General features: G+C 74.5%; 16 protein-coding genes. 6 read left to right on the top strand and 10 right to left on the bottom strand.

Annotation, left to right across the window (positions count from 1 at the left end):
* Positions 1 to 80 precede the first annotated feature (80 nt).
* Positions 81 to 515 carry an ATP-binding protein gene (locus RM555_RS03790; RefSeq protein ID WP_151453427.1) on the bottom strand — a complete coding sequence of 145 codons (435 nt, stop codon included), beginning with the start codon at positions 513 to 515 and terminating at the stop codon, positions 81 to 83.
* Positions 515 to 871, bottom strand: a complete 357-nt coding sequence (locus RM555_RS03785; protein ID WP_151453426.1) for an STAS domain-containing protein — start codon at positions 869 to 871, stop codon at positions 515 to 517. The genes RM555_RS03790 and RM555_RS03785 overlap by 1 nt, the downstream gene beginning before the upstream one ends.
* 132 nt (positions 872 to 1,003) lie before the next feature.
* Between RM555_RS03785 and RM555_RS03780 the strand changes: the two genes are divergently transcribed.
* The 3 genes from RM555_RS03780 to RM555_RS03770 all read left to right on the top strand — a co-directional run bounded on the left by RM555_RS03780 (position 1,004) and on the right by RM555_RS03770 (position 4,954).
* Positions 1,004 to 3,499, top strand: coding sequence for a DEAD/DEAH box helicase (locus tag RM555_RS03780; protein ID WP_396888666.1), 2,496 nt, complete (start codon positions 1,004 to 1,006; stop codon positions 3,497 to 3,499).
* A gap of 397 nt (positions 3,500 to 3,896) precedes the next feature.
* Positions 3,897 to 4,103, top strand: a complete 207-nt coding sequence (locus RM555_RS03775) for a hypothetical protein (protein ID WP_121397051.1) — start codon at positions 3,897 to 3,899, stop codon at positions 4,101 to 4,103.
* 272 nt (positions 4,104 to 4,375) lie between these two features.
* Positions 4,376 to 4,954 carry an LURP-one-related/scramblase family protein gene (locus tag RM555_RS03770; RefSeq protein WP_311410464.1) on the top strand — a complete coding sequence of 193 codons (579 nt, stop codon included), beginning with the start codon at positions 4,376 to 4,378 and terminating at the stop codon, positions 4,952 to 4,954.
* A 109-nt stretch (positions 4,955 to 5,063) separates the two neighbouring features.
* Here RM555_RS03770 and RM555_RS03765 read toward each other — a convergent pair whose 3' ends face one another.
* From RM555_RS03765 to ssd, 7 genes are all read right to left on the bottom strand, one after another.
* Positions 5,064 to 5,417 (bottom strand): Rv3654c family TadE-like protein, encoded by a 354-nt coding sequence (locus RM555_RS03765; protein ID WP_311410463.1) that lies wholly within the window; start codon positions 5,415 to 5,417, stop codon positions 5,064 to 5,066.
* A 206-nt stretch (positions 5,418 to 5,623) separates the two neighbouring features.
* Positions 5,624 to 6,052: a TadE family type IV pilus minor pilin gene (locus RM555_RS03760; RefSeq protein WP_311410462.1), complete on the bottom strand. Its 429-nt coding sequence runs from the start codon at positions 6,050 to 6,052 to the stop codon at positions 5,624 to 5,626.
* Entirely contained in the window at positions 6,049 to 6,237 is a 189-nt protein-coding gene (locus RM555_RS03755) for a DUF4244 domain-containing protein (protein ID WP_311410461.1), read from the bottom strand. The genes RM555_RS03760 and RM555_RS03755 overlap by 4 nt, the downstream gene beginning before the upstream one ends.
* A gap of 2 nt (positions 6,238 to 6,239) precedes the next feature.
* Entirely contained in the window at positions 6,240 to 6,971 is a 732-nt protein-coding gene (locus RM555_RS03750; protein ID WP_311410687.1) for a type II secretion system F family protein, read from the bottom strand.
* A 56-nt stretch (positions 6,972 to 7,027) separates the two neighbouring features.
* Positions 7,028 to 7,993, bottom strand: a complete 966-nt coding sequence (locus RM555_RS03745) for a hypothetical protein (protein ID WP_396888687.1) — start codon at positions 7,991 to 7,993, stop codon at positions 7,028 to 7,030.
* Positions 7,994 to 8,424: 431 nt separating this feature from the next.
* Positions 8,425 to 9,636 carry a TadA family conjugal transfer-associated ATPase gene (locus tag RM555_RS03740; RefSeq protein WP_311410460.1) on the bottom strand — a complete coding sequence of 404 codons (1,212 nt, stop codon included), beginning with the start codon at positions 9,634 to 9,636 and terminating at the stop codon, positions 8,425 to 8,427.
* On the bottom strand, positions 9,633 to 10,736 hold the full coding sequence (gene ssd, locus RM555_RS03735) for a septum site-determining protein Ssd (RefSeq protein WP_311410459.1): 1,104 nt from the start codon (positions 10,734 to 10,736) through the stop codon (positions 9,633 to 9,635). Before ssd ends, RM555_RS03740 begins: the two co-directional genes overlap by 4 nt.
* A 245-nt stretch (positions 10,737 to 10,981) precedes the next feature.
* Here ssd and RM555_RS03730 point away from each other — a divergent pair, with 245 nt between their 5' ends.
* Complete coding sequence (locus tag RM555_RS03730; protein WP_311410458.1) at positions 10,982 to 11,362, top strand: VOC family protein; 381 nt, start codon at positions 10,982 to 10,984, stop codon at positions 11,360 to 11,362.
* Between the two features lie 139 nt (positions 11,363 to 11,501).
* Here RM555_RS03730 and RM555_RS03725 read toward each other — a convergent pair whose 3' ends face one another.
* The gene (locus tag RM555_RS03725) at positions 11,502 to 12,119 is read right to left on the bottom strand and encodes a hypothetical protein (RefSeq protein WP_311410457.1); all 618 of its coding nucleotides are present in this window, start codon (positions 12,117 to 12,119) and stop codon (positions 11,502 to 11,504) included.
* A 246-nt stretch (positions 12,120 to 12,365) separates the two neighbouring features.
* Here RM555_RS03725 and RM555_RS03720 point away from each other — a divergent pair, with 246 nt between their 5' ends.
* Together RM555_RS03720 and RM555_RS03715 are read left to right on the top strand one after the other, a co-directional pair.
* On the top strand, positions 12,366 to 12,896 hold the full coding sequence (locus tag RM555_RS03720) for a hypothetical protein (RefSeq protein ID WP_311410456.1): 531 nt from the start codon (positions 12,366 to 12,368) through the stop codon (positions 12,894 to 12,896).
* Positions 12,897 to 13,799: 903 nt separating this feature from the next.
* Positions 13,800 to 14,013, top strand: a 214-nt coding sequence (locus RM555_RS03715; RefSeq protein WP_311410455.1) for a hypothetical protein, incomplete at its 3' end; no start/stop codon positions are given.

Below are 14,013 nucleotides of genomic sequence, written 5' to 3'. Positions count from 1 at the left end.
ATGCCAAGGAGGCCGCGCCCCGACGGGACACGGCCTCTCACGGCGTACGACGCCCTCGGCGAGGGCGGTGGAGGATCAGCTCACCTGCCGACGGGCCAGACCATCCGCACCTCGGTGCCGACGCCCTCGTCGACCGGGCGCACCTGGAGGTCCTCGACGAAACCGGCCAGCAGCGCGAAGCCCACGCCGGTGGTGAGGTCGTCCTCGTCGAGCGACTCGTTGGCGAGCTGGTCGGCGTTGAGCGCCGCCAGCCCGAGACCGGCCTCGATCGGCGCGCGGTCGACGACGCGCACCGCGTACGCGCCCGTGTCGGACATCTCCACGAGCACGGGCTCGGACACGCCGTACTGGCGGTGCAGGGCGACCGCGCGGGTGCACGCCTCGCCGATGGCCAGCCGTACCTCGTCCAGCAGCTCCTCGCGGACCCCGGCCCGCCGGGCGACCGCCACGCCGACCAGGCGCGCGGTGCGCACGTGCACCGGGGCCGGCGAGAAGGAGAGCTTGACCGTGGCCATCAGACGCCGGTGCCGGCCGGGTCGGTGCCGACCGCCGCGTCGACCGTCGGATGCAGCGGGAAGACCTGGTCGAGGGCGGTGATGCGGAAGATCTTGAGCAGCGGCTCCTTGTCGCAGACCAGGGCGAACGAGCCGCCGGCCGCGCGCAGCCGCTTGAGCGCGCCGACCAGCACGCCCAGCCCGGTGGAGTCGAGGAAGTCCACCCGACCCAGGTCGACCACCACGTGGCGGGCCCCACCGTCGATCAGCTCGAGGAGCCGCTCCCGTAGCCGGGGTGCGGTGTAGACGTCCACCTCACCGCCGACCTCGAGCACCGTGTGCTCGCCCACGGTGCGGGTCGCCAGCGACAGCTCCATCGGTCCTCCCTCGCAAGAGCCGTAAACTCTCCTGGGCATCTAACCATCCCCGCCGGAGACCGGCTCTGCTCACCGGCGGAGCCTCCCCTTACCCCGGCCCCCCGCTTTCCATCTCCGAACACCAGTGCGAGAGTGCAGGACGTGACCACCGACGGCTTCAGCTCGGCGCACCCGGCGCCGCGCCACGACCTGAAGCCGTCGTCCGACCACTCCGGCCCGGCGCCCGCCGACCTGCTGGGTCGGCTGCGTGCCCGCGCCGGCGCCGACCCGGTCACCCACGTCGAGCGGGTGCCGGCACGGGCCGGCGAGCCCGCCCCGTGGCCGGACTGGGCACCGGAGGAACTGCGCGCGGCGTTCGCCCGACGTGGCGTGGTCGCGCCCTGGCGGCACCAGGCGGAGGCGGCCACCCTGGCGTACGACGGCCGGCACGTCGTGGTGGCCACGGGCACCGCGTCCGGCAAGTCCCTGGCCTACCAGCTTCCCGCGCTGGCCACCCTGCTCGCCGACCCCCGGGCCACCGTGCTCTACCTGGCGCCGACGAAGGCGCTCGCCGCCGACCAGTTGCGCGCCGTCGCCGCGCTGGAGTTGGAGGGGGTACGCCCCGCCTGCTACGACGGGGACACGCCGCGCGCCGAACGGGAGTGGATCCGCAAGCACTCCCGGTTCGTGCTGACCAACCCCGACATGCTGCACCACGGCATCCTGCCCGGGCACGCCCAGTGGTCCGGTTTCCTGCGCCGGCTCACGTACGTGGTGATCGACGAGTGCCACACCTACCGGGGGGTCTTCGGCTCGCACGTCGCGCACGTGCTGCGCCGGCTGCGGCGGCAGTGCGCCCGGTTCCGGAGCACACCCGTCTTCGTACTGGCCTCGGCCACGTCCGGCGACCCGGCGACGGCGGCGGGCCGGCTCACCGGGGTGCCCGTGACCGCCGTCACCGAGGACACCTCGCCCCGCGGCGGGGTGACGTTCGCGCTCTGGGAGCCGCCGCTGCTGCCACGGGACTCCGCCGCCGACCAGCAGGCGGACCTCACCCAGGTTCGCCGGTCGGCGCTGCGGGAGACGGCCGACCTGCTCGCCGACACGGTCGCCGAGGGGGTACGCACGCTGGCCTTCGTACGCTCCCGGCGCGGCGCCGAGGTGGTCGCGGCGAACGCCCGCCGTTCCCTCGACGAGGCGGTGCCCGGGCTCGGCGACCGGGTGGCCGCCTACCGGGCCGGCTACCTGCGCGAGGAGCGACGCGAACTGGAGCGGGCGCTGCTGCACGGCGACCTGCTCGGACTGGCCTCGACCAACGCGCTCGAGTTGGGCGTCGACCTGGTCGGCCTCGACGCGGTGCTGATCTGCGGCTACCCGGGCACCCGCGCCTCCCTGTGGCAGCAGGCCGGCCGGGCGGGGCGCTCCGGGCAGGAGGCGCTCGCCGTGCTGGTCGCCCGGGACGACCCGCTCGACACCTACCTCGTGCACCATCCCGAGGCGGTCTTCGGGCGGCCGGTGGAGGCGACCGTGCTCGACCCGGCCAACCCGTACGTGCTGGCACCGCAGCTCGCCTGCGCCGCGGTCGAGGCGCCGCTGACCCCCGAAGACCTGGCACTCTTCGGCGACGGGGCGAAGGAGGCGGTGGACCAACTGGTGGCGGCGGGGGCGCTACGGCAGCGGCCGACCGGCTGGTACTGGCGGCACCGGGAGCGGCCGGAGGTGGACCTGCGCGGCGGGGGTGGCGTGCCGGTCTGCGTGGTGGAGGCGGCGACCGGTCGGCTGCTCGGCACCGTCGACGGCGGCTCGTCGCACTTCCTGCTCCACCCCGGCGCGGTCTACCTGCACCAGGGCGTCTCCTACGTGGTCGACTCGCTCGACCTGGCCGACGGGTGCGCGCTGGTGCACCCCGAGGAGCCGGACTGGTCCACCCACGCCCGCGACGTCACCTCGCTGTCGGTGGTGAGCGTGCGCTCGTACGTGGACGCCGGCCCCGTGGGGCTCTTCCTCGGCGAGGTCGACGTGACCAGCCAGGTGGTCTCGTACCAGCGGCGACGGATCGCCACCGGCGAGGTCATCGACACCCGCCCGCTGGACCTGCCGGCCCGGGAACTGCGTACCGTCGCGGTCTGGTTCACCCTGTCACCGCAGTCCCTGACGGCCGCCGGCGTGGAACCCGCCGACGTACCGGGCGCGCTGCACGCCGCCGAGCACGCCGCGATCGGTCTGCTGCCGCTCACCGCGACCTGCGACCGCTGGGACATCGGCGGACTGTCGACGGCGGCGCACCCGGACACCGAGGCCCCGACGGTCTTCGTCTACGACGGGCACCCGGGTGGGGCGGGCTTCGCCGAGCGCGCGTACGGGACGGCGGCAGCCTGGCTGCGGGCCACCCGCGACGCGATCGCGGAGTGCGGCTGCGAGGCGGGCTGCCCGTCCTGCGTGCAGTCCCCGAAGTGCGGCAACGGCAACAACCCGCTCTCCAAGCCGGACGCCGTCAAGGTGCTGGACGTGGTGCTCGCGAACCTGCCCGACGGCGTACCGGCACCCCGCCCGTCCGGCGACTCGCCCGTCAGCTCGTCCGGCGACTCGCCCGGGGTTCCGTCCCTCAGCTCGTCCGGCGGCCCTTCCGGGGTTCCGTCCGTCAGATAGCCCGGCGGCTCGTCCGGGGTTCCGTCCGTCAGTTCGTCCGGCATTTCGTCCGGCGGCTCGCCCGGCGTTCCGTCCGGCGGCTCGCCCGGCGGCTCTTCCGTCAGTTCGTCCGGCGGCGATGTCGCTGTTCCGGGAGGCCGTGCGGCTCGGGATGCCGTGCTTCCGGGCGGCCCTACGGTCCGGGGGAAACGCGTCGCTCCCGACGACGCCGCCCCGGGCGGCCCCGGAGTTCCGGGTGGCGCCCCGCCCCGGATGGTGGAGACCAGCTCGGAGGCCGCCCTGTCCCGGGTGGTGGAAGGCAGGCATAGAAACCCTTCGCTCGGGGCAAACGAATACGTGGGAGCGCTTCCATCGCTGCTCGCGGACCCTTGCCGTGCTTCCCGTCGAAGGAGGAGTCGTGGCCGACACCATCGCCGAGACCGTCGACCTGCTCTACACGATCGACCAGGAGAAACTCACTCCCGACCAGCAGATCGCCCTGGGCACCGCGCTCGCCAGCCTGGCGCAGGCCGAGCGCCTGGAGCAGATCAACGAGCGGCTGCGCAGCATCCACCAGGTCCTGAACGCGTGGGCGCTCAAGGCCACCGTCGACGGAGGCCGGTGAACCCGCTCCGCACCGCACAGCACGGCCGAAGCGATGTTCCGGCCGTGGCGGGGCTACGGCCATGGCGGGGCTACGGCCGGACGGCACCGCCACGGCCGGCACGGTACGGGTCGGGCAGCGCGGCAGGGTCCGGGCGGGGTGGCGGGGGCCGGCGGGAACCGCCGCGTGCTGGCAGGACGGGCCGCGTAGCCTGCGGGGAGGGACGCGTGACCTGTCGGCGGCGGCACGGGTGAAGCTGTGCGACACTCCGGCGACCCCTCGAAGGAGAACCCATGCAACTCGAGAACTTGCAGGCCCAGCAGCAGTTCCACATCCGGCAACGGCTCCGGATGATGGTGAACCAGTACGAGGTCCACGCCGTGGCACCGGACGGCTCCGAAGGTGGCCTGCTGGCGTTCGCCCAGCAGAAGCGGCTCGCCTTCAAGGAGCAGGTGACGATCTACACCGACGACTCGAAGCAGCAGCCCCTGCTCGGGTTCAAGGCCCGCCAGCGCCTCGACATCGGCGCCACGTACGACGTGACCGACCACGCCGGCAACCCGATCGGCCTGTTCCGCAAGGACTTCGCCCAGTCCCTGCTGCGGTCCACCTGGCACGTCGAGCAGGCCGGCCTGCCGCAGGTCACCGGCCAGGAGCGCAGCATGCCCGTGGCGCTGCTGCGCCGGTTCGTCGACTCGCTGTCCTGGCTGCCCTACCACTTCGACTTCGTCGCCGGCGGTCAGCCGGTCTTCTCCGTCATCAAGCAGTGGGGCCTGCGCGACCGGTACGTCGTCCAGATCCACAACCCGCAGGTCGACCGCCGCGTCGTGATCGCGATGGCCGTCGCCCTCGACGCCCTCCAGGGACGCTGACCCACCCGGGTCGGGGTGCCGACTTCCGTCGCCCCGGCCCGGTCGAGTGCGTCGTGGCGTCGAGTGCGTCACGTCTCCCGCGGTTCCTCCGGCACGTGCCGCCTGCCGCTCAGCCACGGACCGGGCCGGCGCGGGCGCTGGCCGCCGCGACCCGCGCCAGGCCGGGCAGCGGGGTGACGGCCACCTCTGCGGTCACCAGGACGTCGAGGCCGTCGAGTCGACAGGCGAGCAGCCGGCCACCGTTGGCGGCGGTGATCTCGGCAGCCCGGCCGCAGGCCGCCGGCTCGCCCAGGAGTGCCTCGCCGGCACCGGCCAGCGCGCCGAAGTCCGCCGCCACCCGGGCCTGCTGCCGGGCCGTTCGCGCCGCGCCGACGGCGGCACCGAACAACCCGACCATGACGAAAGCCAGCCCCACGGCGAGCAGGCAGACGGTCGCCCCACCACGCTCCCCCGTCCGCCCCACCGCACTTCCCGGCACTCCCGCCGCGCTCCCCCTGCGCTGCCACCGCACTGCCACCGCGCCCTCACGCACCACCGTCGTGCTTCCCCGCACTCCCGCCGCGCTCTCACGGACTTCCACCCCGGTGGGGGTCGCGGGCCAGCCGGGCCAGCCGGGCCCGTCGCCCTGCCGGTCAGGGTTCTGCCGGTCGCAGCGTGCGATCCGTCCCGTCACGGTCCGTCCTCCGCCGGTTCGACGCCCGGGGGCGCGGGCTCCGCGACACCGGGCCGCACAGCGTCCGTCTCCACGACACCGGGTTCCACCGCCGCGACCGCCGTCGCCGTCACGGAGATCCGGGGCAGCCGGGAGCCGAGCGCGCGTACGGGTGCCCGGACGCTGGCGACGACCCGCTGGCCGTCGACGGTGACGGTCACCTCCGCTCCCGGCGGCGCCGCCCGGCTGGCAGCGGCCGCCCCGTCGGCGCCCCGGGAGGCAGCCAGTGCCGCCTCCCGGGCCGCGTGCAGGCAACCCGCCCTCGTGCCGACGGCGTTGACCGCCGACAGCCCGGCGAGCAGGAGCAGCAGGAGCGCCGGCAGGCCGGCCGCCAGTTCGGCCGTGAAGGAACCCCGGTCACGGCCGGCCGGCCGGCGCCCGGTCACTTGAGCGCCCGGTCGATGACGGCGGTCAACGCGGACTGCACGTTGCCGGAGGTCAGCACCTTCAGCAGGATCCCGGCGAAGGCGACCGCGGCGAGGGTGCCGACGGCGTACTCGGCGGTGTTCATTCCGGCGTCCCCGCGCAGGCGGGAGAGCAGTTTGCGCACGTTCCTGTCCTTTCTCGACATGGTCAGAGCACGTCGCCGAGGACGGCGACGATCACCGGCACCAGGCCGGCGAGAATGAAGGCCGGCAGGAAGCAGAGCCCCAGCGGCAGGACGATGAGCACGCCGGCGCGGCGGGCGGCCGCCTCCGCGGCCGTGGAGCGGTCGGCGCGGAGGTCGTCGGCGAGTCGGGTCAGCGCGCCGGCCAGCGCGGCTCCGCTGTTCGCGCTGCGAAGCACGGCGGCGGTCAGCCGCTCGGCTCCCGGCACCGCCGCGAGCGGAGCCCACGCCTCCTCGGGGCCGCCGCCGAGCCGCAGCAGCCGACCGACCCGGGCGAGCCGGTCGGCGAGCGGACCGTCGAGCGCCCCGGCCACGGCCAGGATCGACCTGTCCACGGGCGCTCCCGCCCGCATGGCCGCCGCCAGCAGGTCGGCGGCGAGCGGAAGATCGGCCGCCTCGCGCAGCCGCCGGTTCCGTACGGCCGGCGGCTCGATCCGACGAAGCAGCCGGTCGAGCAGCAGCGTCGTCGGCAGGGCCGCCACCGTCCCGGGCCAGCCGCCGACGATGACGGCCACGGCCACGCCGGCCAGACCGGCGGCGACGCGGATGGCGTCCGGCCGACGCCGAGGCGGGACGTCATCGGTCGGGTCGTCGTCGGGACCGACCGGTCGGCGGAGCGAGGCGGCCGGGTGCACGCCGACCGGCGCCCGGCGCAGCGCGCGCAGCCGGCGCAGGGGCCGCCGCCCCGCCGCGAGCATCCCGGCGAGCAGGATCGCCGCCGCCACGAAGCCCGCTGCCAGCGCCATCCGGGGCATCAGCTCACCCGTCCCGGCGACGCGCCGAGCCGCTCGGCCCAGAACAGTCCCGCGACCTGGAGCGCGATGGCGACGACCGCGCACGCACCACCGACGGGGGTGTGCAGCAGTACCGCCACCGGATCGACGCCGATGCCGTAGCCGAGCCCGATGCCGCCGAGCGGCAGGGCGGCGAGCAGCAGAGCGGTGGCCCGTGCCCCGGCCGCCTGGGCCTCCGCCGCAGCCAGTCCACGGTCGGCCGAGCGGGCGTCCGCCTCGATCCGCTCCAGCAACTCCGCCAGCGGCGCGCCCGTCTGGTCGGCGAGGCGTACGGCTGCGCGGGCCAGTCGATCCAGGCGTCGTGCCCCGCCCCGCTCGTCGCGGGCCGCCGTGTCGCCGCCCGGGGATCCGCGATCGGTCCCTGCCGGGCCGGGGGTGAGCCGCTCGGCGGCGACCGGTACCGGCAGGCCGGCCCGGAGGTCCGCAGCCAGCCCGCAGAGCTGATCCAGCCGGTGCCGCCGGGCCCGGACGGCGTACCGGCCGTCCTTGCGTCGGAGCAGCGCGCGAGCGGCCAGCGTGCCGTAGGCGCCGACGGCCACCGCCGCGACCGGACCACCCAGCAGCAGCCCGGCTCCGGTGCCGGCCGACGCGGCGAGCAGCAGGGTGCGCCTGGGGGACGCCGCCAGCGCGTCCGGCCGGAGCCACCCCGGTCGCCGGCCCTCGCCGGGCGGATCGGTCACCGCGCCGGGCCGGCGCGGCGGGATAGCCGCCGGGGCGGGCGTGCCGCCGGGGCGTCGGGCGTCCCGCCGACCGGGTGGCCGGACCCGACCGGGGTCTCCGCCACCGCGTGGCGTGTCCCGGTAGGCGAGGTGGCGCACGGGTCGGCTCGGGCCCGCGGGTCGCGTCAGCCGAGGATCGCCATCCCCTCCTCGCTCAGCGCCACGGTCGTCCCCGGCCGGCCAGGGCCAGGGCGACCGGTCGACCACGTCCCGCGACGCCCACCGATCCCCACCGAACGCCTCGGCGCTCGGGTGGTCGTCAAGGCGCAGGTGAAGGTCGGTGGCCGAGGCCTCCGGCTCGCACCCACCTCCGGGAGTGCCGCTGGCCGGGACGTCCGGGCCTGCCGGCGACTGCCGGAGGCGAGCCCGGGACTCGTCGCGCGGGTCGCGGCGACCGACGGCCTGCGGGCGAGGAACGCCCTCGCCGGTGCGCGCCGCCGTGCCGTCCACGCCCCAACCGGGTGTCTGGCGCAACTCGGTGACCCAGGCGACGAGCGGGTCCTCCCGGCCGGCACGCGCGCTCCCGCCGACGCCGGCGGCCAGCACGCCCCGCCGCATCCGGCCACCACGCACCGCCCCAACCACCAGCACCGCCGTGACCAGGACCGAGAGCAGCGCCAGCAGCGCGTACGGGGCGGTCACCTCGGACCCGCCGATCCGGGCCACGGCTCGGTCAGGACCGGCGGAACCGGTACGGCCCGCTCCCGCAGCAGGTCGGCGAGCGCCCGGGCGGCGCGGTCCGGCCCTCGCCCGCGCACCCAGGCGGGAACTGCCGTGACCAGCCGGTCCGGGCCCTCCGGCAGGAGCAGGCAGACCGATTCCAGTACGCGCCCCTCGGTGTTCCGGCGCACCTGGAGCAGCACCTGGAGTGCGGCGGCCACCTGGGCGTGGAGCGCGGGACGGGGCAGTCCGCCGAGCATCCCGAGGGCCTCCAGCCGCGCCGGCACGTCCGACGGGGCGTTGGCATGCAGGGTGCCGGCTCCGCCGTCATGGCCGGTGTTCAGGGCGGCGAGCAGGTCGACCACCTCCCCGCCCCGGCACTCGCCGACCACCAGTCGGTCGGGCCGCATCCGCAGGGCCTGCCGCACGAGGTCGGTCAGACCGACCGCGCCGGAGCCCTCCACGTTGGCCGTCCTCGCCTGCAACCCGACGACGTGCGGGTGCCGGGGATGCAGCTCGGCCGCGTCCTCCACCAGCACGATCCGTTCGGTGGCGGGGACCAGTCCGAGCAGCGTGTTCAGCAAGGTCGTCTTGCCGGAGCCGGTGCCGCCGGTCACCAGGTACGCCAGCCGGGCCGCCACCACGGCGGAGAGCACCGGCGCCACCGGTCGGGGAACCGTCCCCCGGCTCACCAGCTCGTCGAGGGTGAAGGGCCGCTGCCGGAAGGTCCGCAGGGACAGGTAGGGCCCGTCGGTCGCCACCGGCGGCAGCACGGCGTGCAGCCGGGTGCCGTCGGGAAGCCGGGCGTCCGCGCACGGGGAACCGTCGTCGAGCCGCCGACCGGCGCTGGCGGCGAGCCGCTGCGCGAGTCGGCGTACGTCGTCCACCGTGCCGATCGGCACCGCGACCTGGTGCAGGCCCCGCCCCCGGTCGACCCAGACCCGGACGCCGTTGACGAGTACGTCGGTGACCTCCGGATCGGCCAGCAACGGGGCGAGCGGACCGGCTCCCACCAGATCGTCGTGCACCTGGTCGGCCATCCGCAGCACGGCGGTGTCGCCGAGGACGGCGGCGGTGGGCTCCGCCCGTACGGCGGAAACGATCGCGGCGGCCGTGACCGGCGTCGCCGCGGCGGCCATGCGCTGTCGCACCCGCGCGGCGAGGGTGTCGCCCTCGGACGGCCCGGTCATGCCGCACCCGCCGCCGGCGCGCCGGTCAGTTCGGCGACGATCCGCTGGCAGAGCGCCGCCAGCGGGCCTCGGCCGTGCGCGGCCGGCGCCTCACCCCGCTCCAACCCGCGTGCCAGCGCCGGTTCCGGGCGCAGCGTGCCGGCCAGCGGCAGCCCGAGCGCCCGGGCCACCTCCGCCGCTCCCAGGCGGCCCGGTGCCGGACCGCGCACGATCACCGACATCGCGGTGCAGTGCGGGGCGGCGGCGGCCACCACCCGGGCCGCCGCGGCGGTGGCCCGCAGCTCGGCCGGGACCACCACGTAGACCTGGTCCGCCGCCTGCAGCGCGGTCACGGCCGCGTCGTCCAGCTGCCGGGGCAGATCGACCACCACGAGGTCCCGACCCCGCCGGGCGGCGTCGACGGTCGCCGCCATCGCCTGGGCGGGAAGGGCGAGCAGGTCGCCCCGGTCCCAGGAGAGCACCACCAGGTCGCCCCGGCTCGGCAGGGCCCGTACCAGCGCCGGCGCGTCCACCCGGCCGTCGGCGCCGGTCAGCGCCGGCCAGCGCAGCCCTTCCAACTGCTCCCAGCCGAGCACCAGATCGAGCCCGCCGCCGAGCGGGTCGGCGTCGACGAGCAGGGTGCGCAGCCGGGCCCGGGCGCCGGTGACGGCGAGCCCGCCCGCCAGGATGCTCGCCCCGGCGCCGCCCCGCCCGCCCAGGACCGCGACGATCCGGGCGCCGCCCCGCTCGACGCCCTCCGGCCCGCACTCGGCGAACCGGTCGACCAGCCAGGGCTCGGCGGCGGGCAGCGTCGCCACGTGCTCCGCGCCGATCAGCTCGGCGACCTGCCAGCCGGGATCGAGCTCCCCGGACCGCCCGACCAGCACCATCCGGGGCCGCTGCGGCAGCCGCGCCCGCAGGCAGGGCTGGGCCTGGTCGGCGCCGACCAGCACGAGCGGGGCCGGCAGCCAGCGGGTGCGGGCCGCGGCGGGGTCGGCGGCGAGTTCCACCTCGACTCCGCCCGCCGCGGCGAGCCGGAGCAGGTCGTCGAGCAGGTCGCCGTCCGAGGTGACGAGCAGCGGCCGGGGCCGGTGCGGCGGGACGGAGGTACGGGGTGGCATCGCGGCCTCCAGCGGTCGGGCTCGGGGTTGCTGACCCGAGACCCTGCTCCGACGCCACCCCGAACGCCGCCCCGTGCCCCACAATCTGTGGACAACCGCGCGCCCTGTGGACAACGCCCGCCGGGCGAGTCGATCTGCTATGGACGCCGGCGGGCCGCAGCGCCTCCCAGCTCGCGAAACACCCCGCCTGCCGCCGGGGCGGCGCGGGTACCCGACGGGCCGTACGAATCGATAGCCTGCGCTGCATGCATCGCAGTCGTGTGTACGCCATCCTGATCGACACCCCTCGTGCGGAGGCGGCCCGGGCGGCGGCCTTCTGGTCGGGAGCCCTGGGCGTCCCAGCCGAGCCCGACCCGTCGTACCCGCAGTTCATCGGCCTGCACGACGCCCTGCCCGGGCTGGTCACCGCCGTGCAGGAGGTCGACGACGAGCCCCGATTCCACCTCGACTTCGAGACCGACGACGTCGAGGCCGAGACGGCTCGCCTCGTCGCCCTCGGCGCCACGCGGGTCGCGCAGTGGCAGGAGTGCCAGGTGCTGCGCGTACCCGGCGGGCATCTGGTCTGCGTCCTGCCGGTGGAAAGCCCACCGGAGGTCTTCGACGCCGGGGCCCAGACCTGGCCGTGACACCTGTGCCGGCACGCGGAGAGCCCCCGGCCCTTGCTGCCTCGCTGCCTGACCGCTCGCCTACAAGACGGTGTGCCCTGTCCTACCGTTCGCACGCGTTGCGACTCGAGATGGCGTCCGCGCTGTGCGACTGCCGCGGCTATAGACAGTTGCCGTTCGAAAGAAGGCCGACTGTCCGGTGGGCGCCGGCACCTCCAGGCACCGATTCCACGTAGCCGACCACGCACACCGCCCCGAACCGTGCCGCGTACAACAGAGAGCCGACCGGAACAGGATCACCTTCCCGGGCCAGTCGTGCGTCAACGGCTGACGCCCCGGTTCGCCCCAGCCAGAGCCGCGCCGCCTCGACGTCCTGTTCGGTTGGCGGATGGGACGGTGGTCGTCGCGCGCATGTGAGGTCGTTGGACGAGGTGCACCAGCCGGCATGAGAAGCGGCGGTACGCACGGATCTGGCCACGTCCTCGGTTTGCTGGCGTTGTTCGTCGGAGATGAGGGCTCGACGGCTTCCGTCTTGCGCGTGGTCGCCACAGAACGAGCCGCGGTCCGCGTCCGCCCCAAAGATCGGACATCCAATCTTGTCGGCCTGCTGAGCGTTCGCATCTATCGCGGCATCTCGGCGACTCCACCACAGGCCGCCAGCGGCAGCCGTCAGCAACATCATGACCACGGCGGATGCGAGGAACGCCAGACGAAGGCGCTCGACGAATCGCCGTTCACCCCGAGCCCCCGATGCGGGTAGGCCGATACGGTCATCCACGGTCTGGATGGTAGGTACGTACAGCTGCTCGGCGGCGGTTCGCGGCGGGCGACGGGGGTCCCGACAACCGCAAGGTCCTGATCCTCACCCTGAGGGTCGTAGATGACCAGGCCGTGCCGCTCCGCCAAACTCCCCCGTGATGGGGAGGACTCCGTTGCCGGATTTGCGTCTACTGGGGGCATGGACTCCACTGCGCTCCCGACCGATCGCCCCCAGCCCCCTGCGCGCCCCGGCGTCGCTGTAACCGTGACCGGTCAGCTGGTGGCCCTGTGCTGCATCGGGTTCGCGGCCGTCAACGTCTTCTTCGAGGTGACCGCCCATTTCGCCGACGGCCCCTATGCCGAGTACGCATCGGCGATCGCCGTGATGAACTGGCTCGTCACCGGGCTGAAGGTGATCGGCGTGGCGGTGGCACTGTTATCGGTCGCCAAACGCCCGAGGGTTCTTTCTCCGGCGCATCTGGGCGTGTTGCTGTGGGGAGCATTTGCGTTGCTCGGCGTGTACGCCCTCGGCAGCGTGGTGCAGGCGGTCGGCATGGCCTCGGGCCTGGCTGGCAGCGCCGACCAGATCGACCTGGCCGGAGTCGCTTACGTGCTGTTCTTCCTGTTGATCGCAGCTGGTTACGGTGTCCTGGCGATCTCCTACTCACGGCGCAACAGGCTTCGGAAAGGGGTCGCTATCCTCGGCGTCCTCGGCGCGCCGGTGATGCTGGGCGTGGTCCTGCTGGCCGTCCCGATGTTGCTGCTGGCTGCCCTCGGCCTCATGCCTGCGTCCTGACCGCGGGCTTGTGCGGCCCTGCTCGCTCGCGACCGGGTCGGGCGCGCCCACTGCGCCGGTCGAACTTCCGCCGCCGGGTCTGGTTGCCCTCGCTGGTGTGTGCCGGGCTGCTCGGCCAGCTCCTCAACACCGGTCCGCATCGGTACCGCGCCGCCTGGCCGGACCGGGAGGGTGTCGAGTGGTCCGCCGAGCTCACCACCGAGCGGGAAGCGGTCGCCTGCGTGGCAACGAAGGGCTTCCGGCGGGATGCGGTTCCACGACCTGCGGCACGCCTACGCCACTGGCTGGTCACCGACGGCGTCCCGCTCGACTTGGTGCAGCGGGTCATGGGCCACGAGCAGGCGTCGACGACGCTGAATCGTTATACGCACAGCCCCGGACGACTACGCCGCCCGGGTCCTGGCGGCCTTCGACAGCTCTGCTGCCTCCCTGCTGCCTCCGGCCGAGAATCCGCCTCCGGAGAGCGGCTTCCACGGGGATGGCGACGACCTGTGACCTGTGTCGGAGCGTTCCCGCCGGAAAGGGACGACCCCCGTCGGGGGGAAAGTGACCTGACGTAGCGGCGAGTGTGATCAAGTGCCGTACCGCGTGGTCAGACGCATCGGTCGTGCCGTCGAGCATGATCGAGTGTCGCCACGCGGTACGGCGTTCGCTGACGATCCGCTGACTTCCGGATGACGCGCTGCGGGCGCCCGAGGACGGCCGGAGGCCGCCCGCAGGGCAGTCCGCGAGCGCGTGGCTGACTACCGGCCCTTGCCCTGCAAAGATCAAGAATTATGGCCGCCATTGGTGGTGATCGCGCGCGACCGCGGGTTGCACGAGGAACGAGGGGAGCTTCCAGTAGGATTTCGCCTGGCGGCTCGCTGAGATCAGGCCGGTCGATCTAGGCAGGGAGACGATCGAGTGTCCGAGAGAGCCCTCGACGGCTTCCTCAAGTCCCAGTTCCGCCTCCCCACCTCGGCTGTCGACGGCTTCCTCAAGTCCCAGATGCGCCTCCCCACCTCGGCTGTCGACGGCTTCCTCAAGTCCCAGATGCGCCTCCCCACCTCGGCTGTCGACGGCTTCCTCAAGTCCCAGATGCGCCTCCCCACCTCGGCTGTCGACGGCTTCCTCAAGT

It is taken from the genome of Micromonospora reichwaldensis, from assembly GCF_031845925.1.
Lineage (GTDB): Bacteria > Actinomycetota > Actinomycetes > Mycobacteriales > Micromonosporaceae > Micromonospora > Micromonospora reichwaldensis.
This window is presented reverse-complemented; position numbering and strand designations above follow the sequence as displayed.